This is a genomic window from Actinoallomurus acaciae (assembly GCF_042429965.1).
GTDB classification, from domain to species: domain Bacteria; phylum Actinomycetota; class Actinomycetes; order Streptosporangiales; family Streptosporangiaceae; genus Actinoallomurus; species Actinoallomurus acaciae.
Genome location: NZ_JBHLZP010000611.1, coordinates 357 through 4,812 on the forward strand (window position 1 = coordinate 357; position 4,456 = coordinate 4,812).

Here is a 4,456-nt window from a genome sequence, read left to right on the forward strand (position 1 = left end):
GGAGAGGACCCCCGGGCGGGAGAGGACCCCCGGGCGGGAGAGGACCCCCGGGCGGGAGAGGACCCCCGGGCGGGAGGGGATCCGTAGAGGGACCCCGGATGCGAGGGACCCTGGGCCGGAGAGGACCGCCGGGCGGAAGGGATCACCCGGGAAGGGATCGCCTGTCCGGGTCCGGGTCCGGGTCCGCGTCAAGGTGGCCGGCGGTCGGGGTCGGGGCGGCTGTGGTTTCCTCCGGGCTCTACCTCGCGGGGTTCCGTCGTGGCGGTGGGGCTCTGCCGCTTCCGTCGGGAATGTGAATCTTGGTATCGCCGTTGAGCTGGGCAAAGACCGAGCTATGACGGGGTGAACGCGTGTCCGAGACGACGGAACGGGCGGGATCTCTGCCTTCGGCCCGGGCCTCGGTGGCCCTCGCGGAAGAAGGGGGCGCCGCTCGGTCCGCTTCCGCGACGGCGCTCGATGTTCCCGATTCCAGGTGTCTCCCGGTGGATTCCGGGCGGCGGCGACGGCTCATGTGGGCCGGGCGTGTGGTCATGGCCGGCACCGTCGTCGTCTGTCTCGTGGTCTTCCGTGACGACCTGCCCGACCCGGAGGCCATGTGGCGGGTCACGCTCCACGCCGGGCCCGGGTGGCTTGCCTGTGCGGTGGTGGCGCAGGTCGCCTCGATGAGCATGTTCGCCCGGGTGCAGCGGCGGTTGCTGCGGGCGGGAGGCGTGCGGATGTCGCTGCCGCGCGCCCTGCGGATGACCTATGCCGGCAACGCCCTGTCCACCACGCTGCCCGCGGGGCCGGCGATCAGTGTCGCCTTCAACTTCCGTCAGTATCGCCGTGCCGGCGCGGCTCCGCGCCTGGCCACCTCGGTGGTCATGCTCGGCGGTGTGATCATGACCAGTGCGTACGCAGCCGTGGGGGTGGCCGCGCTGGTGGCCGCGCCGTCTTCGCGGGCGCTCGCGGTGGCCGGGCTGGTTCTCCTCGCGGCGGGGATCGGCCTCTGTGCCCTGGTCGCGTGGCGGCACGGGGCCTCACTGGCGCGCCTGGCCCGCCGTCTCGCCCGCCCCGTCCTGCGTCACCGGCTCGCGGCGCCGTACGCCGAGCGGCTGCGTGAGAGCGGGGCCGGCCTGCGGTTGCGCCCGGCGGACTGGGCGATGCTGACGTTCGCGTCCCTGTTCAACTGGGTCTTCGACATCCTCTCGCTCACCGCGGCCGGGCGTGCGGTCGGCGTGCACACCGCCCTGTACTCGATCACGCTGGCGTACTTCGCGGCGCAGGCGGCGGGAACGCTCGTCCCGCTGCTGCCCGGCGGGCTCGGCGCCATGGAGGGCAGTCTCGCCGCGTCGCTCGTCGCCTTCGGCGCGCTGTCGGCGCCGGCCGGGGCGGCGGTCGCCCTGTACCGCCTGGTGTCCTTCTGGGGCGTCGTCGGCGTCGGCTGGCTCGCCTGGCTCGCGGTCAAGGCCGCCGAGAAGGACGATGCACTCCCGCCGGCGCTCCCGGCCCGCGACGCCCTCGACACCGCCTGAGCGCGGCGCTTACAGCACCCGGTCGGGCACCAGCGAAGACGCGCTCACCGAGGCTTCCTCCGGCTGCTCCTCGTGGTGTGGCATGAGCGCCACGACGACGATCGCCGCGCCGAAGCCCGCCGATCTCAGCACCAGGCGTACCGGGTCCTGGGGCAGCGGCTCTCCGAAGACGGCCGTGCCGGCCAGGACCGTGTAGACGGCGCCCACGACGCTCGAGACCGGCACCACGATGGAGGCGCGCCCGCGCTGCAGCGCCGTCTGGAACAGCAGCAGGCCCGCGCCGGACAGGGTCAGGTAGAGGTAGGGGTACGGGGAGGCGAGCGTACGGCCCACGAAGTGGTGCGCGTCCTGGGCGAGGAAGCCCGACACTCCCTTGGTCTGCAGGCCGGCGGCCCCGTACAGCAGGCCGGACGCGCCGCCGTACAGCAGGCCCGGCGCCGGTCGGCGGCCCGATCGCGAGCCGGACCGCGCGGCGGTGACGAACGCCGCCAGCCCGAGGAACACCGTGCCGCCCACGACGGCGAGCATCTCTCCCGTGCCCGCGTGCAGCCCGAGCCTGGTCGGTTCCATCGACAGGCAGACCAGCAGGAGGGACAGCGCCAGCACGCCGAGGCCGGCCCACTCTCGCTGGGTGGTCCGCTCGCCGAGGAACACGGCCGAGAACACGACGAGCAGTGCGAGCCCCGCGAGCTGGATCGGCTGCGCCACGCTGAGGGGGACCAGCGACATGACGACGATCTGACACGCCATGCCCATGCCCATGACCAGGAAGCCGGTCAGCCACGCCTTGCTGGTGGCCAGGAGCCACACCAGCCGCCCGACACGCCGCATGCTGAGAGGCGGAAGGTCGCGCAGAGCCCGCTTCTCCAGCACGAATCCGGCGTTGTACAGCACGGTGGCGATCAGCCCGAGGACGATGCCGTAGAACAAGCAGCCTCCTCCGAGCCTGCGTTGGGGAACGTGACGATCCAGGCCCAAGAACTGCCTGACATCGCAGGTCAGAGCGCACGAGGGGACGAACGCCCACAAGACCACGAGGCACGAATTTACCCGATGACCCCAAACCCGATGTGTGGACCTGTCGAAAAGCCGTCTTTCCGGCACGGACGGTCCCGCGCCTGGACAGAGCCGCCCCGCCGCGTCACAGAGGCGCGGTGGTCGTAGGCCTTTGGACCGAAATGCGGCGCCTGTCGGAATCTTCGGGGCCGCGCGGCGCTTTACTGGAGGAGTCCCGGAGGGCGGCACACCCCGCCGCCGGGGCGGCGGCATTCGAACGAACGCGTGGCCGAACCGGCCGGAAGAGGAGACGCCCCCATGGCCGACGGCGCGACGGCCGCGATGCCGTACGGCCCCTCCGGCAGGTCACCCGGGAACGGCGAGACGCCCGCGAACGGCGACCCGGAGTTCTCACCCGGCCGTGCGAGGGGCGCCGACCCGGACGCGCCGAACGTCCGGGCGATCGACGGCCGCCGGTTCCGCAGCATCCTCGGGCGCTTCGCGACCGGCGTGGTGGCGATCACCGCGATCGACCCGGCGACGGGCGCGCCGACCGGGCTGGCCGCCAACTCCTTCACCTCCGTGTCGCTCGAGCCGGCGCTGGTCTCCTTCTGCGTCGCGCACACGAGCACGACCTGGCCGCGGCTGCGCGCGGCCGAACGACTGTGCGTCAACATCCTGTCCGCGCCGCAGCGCGAGGTCTGCCTGCAGTTCGCCGCGAAGGGCGCCGAGAAGTTCGCCGGCCTGGAGTGGAGCGAGTCGCCCGGAGGCGGGCCGGTGATCGACGGGGCCCTGGCGTGGCTGGACTGCTCGGTCGAGGCCGAGTACCCGGCGGGCGACCACATGATCGTCGTGGCGCGCGTGCACCATCTGGACCGCCACCACGACGGGGAACCGCTCATCTTCTACAAGGGCTCTTACGGCCGCTTCCAGGGGTGACGCCGACTCCGAGAGGGGTACTGGAGGCGCTCTTCACCTCCAGTACCGTCTCAGGAGCTGTACTCCCCCGTCGCGGCGAGCACGCGGGTGACGCGGTCGGCCGCCTCGGTGGGGTCGTCGGCCGGAGCGATGCGCTCGGCCCAGGACCACCAGAACCACCAGGCTCCAGCGGTCGCCTCCGCGAGGATGTTCTCCGCCAGGGCCGATGCGTGTGGGTTCACCACGTGAAGGCTCGGCGGTCCGCCCTGCGGAATCGTCAGCCGGACGGCGAAGCCCCGGTCACGGAGTTCGTCGCCGAGGCTTTCGAGATATGCGATTCGCGTCCGCACTAACGCGGCGCTCTCATCAGACACGATCGGATCACCTCATCTGCAAGCGTGTGGCCCGATGGAGCATCAGCATTTCGCCGCCCCGGCGCCCGCGCAATCCGCAGCACCGGGCGCCGCCGAACTCGGTCCCGGCACCGGAGGCCAAAGCACGGGAAGCGCGGTGTTTTCCCCCTATGATCGGGAAATCACCGCACCGTGCGCGCGGCGTACGCGGCGGAGTCACCGACAGGGGGCGCAGTGGTCGCGGCAGTCCGGAAGGGCGCGGTCGAGGGGCGCCTGCGCGCACCCGCGTGCGCCTTTTTGACGCTCTATGGCCTCGCCAAGCTGGCCGAGCTCCTCGACTGGTCCCGCCTGCACCATGACGTCGTGGCGATGCTCGGCGCCGGCTCCGGCACGGTGACCGGGCTGCTGCTCGCGGGCAAGAGTGCCGAGCTGGCGCTCACCGTCCTCGCGGTGCTCGCTCTGGTCCGGGCGGACGACACGCTGCTGGCCGCCGCCGTGGCGGGCTGGACCGCCGACCTCGCCGTGCTGACGGTCGTGGCCGCGGTCTGCGGCGACCTGGGCCGGCTGCTGGAGCACGGGCTGGCGTTCCTGGTCCTCGCCGCCCTGCTGACCGTGCTGTGCAGGTCCGGCGCCGTACGGCTGCCGCGCCGCACCGGCGCATCCGGCCAGGCCGCG

The 4,456-nt window shown here is 72.6% G+C and carries 5 protein-coding genes; 3 read left to right on the forward strand and 2 right to left on the reverse strand.

What is annotated here, in order from left to right; translation table 11 throughout:
* Positions 1 to 482: 482 nt before the first annotated feature.
* Positions 483 to 1,514 (forward strand): lysylphosphatidylglycerol synthase transmembrane domain-containing protein, encoded by a 1,032-nt coding sequence (locus ACFFNX_RS43245; protein ID WP_378212059.1) that lies wholly within the window; start codon positions 483 to 485, stop codon positions 1,512 to 1,514.
* Between the two features lie 9 nt (positions 1,515 to 1,523).
* On the opposite strand, the gene ACFFNX_RS43250 is transcribed toward ACFFNX_RS43245, so the two are convergent.
* Positions 1,524 to 2,444, reverse strand: a complete 921-nt coding sequence (locus tag ACFFNX_RS43250; RefSeq protein ID WP_378212060.1) for a hypothetical protein — start codon at positions 2,442 to 2,444, stop codon at positions 1,524 to 1,526.
* A gap of 384 nt (positions 2,445 to 2,828) precedes the next feature.
* On the opposite strand from ACFFNX_RS43250, the gene ACFFNX_RS43255 reads away from it, so the two are divergent.
* Positions 2,829 to 3,449, forward strand: a complete 621-nt coding sequence (locus ACFFNX_RS43255) for a flavin reductase family protein (RefSeq protein WP_378212061.1) — start codon at positions 2,829 to 2,831, stop codon at positions 3,447 to 3,449.
* Between the two features lie 50 nt (positions 3,450 to 3,499).
* Here the strand turns inward: ACFFNX_RS43255 and ACFFNX_RS43260 are convergent, their stop codons facing one another.
* The gene (locus ACFFNX_RS43260) at positions 3,500 to 3,802 is read right to left on the reverse strand and encodes a hypothetical protein (RefSeq protein ID WP_378212062.1); all 303 of its coding nucleotides are present in this window, start codon (positions 3,800 to 3,802) and stop codon (positions 3,500 to 3,502) included.
* Between the two features lie 213 nt (positions 3,803 to 4,015).
* Between ACFFNX_RS43260 and ACFFNX_RS43265 the strand changes: the two genes are divergently transcribed.
* Positions 4,016 to 4,456, forward strand: a 441-nt coding sequence (locus ACFFNX_RS43265; protein ID WP_378212064.1) for a hypothetical protein, incomplete at its 3' end; no start/stop codon positions are given.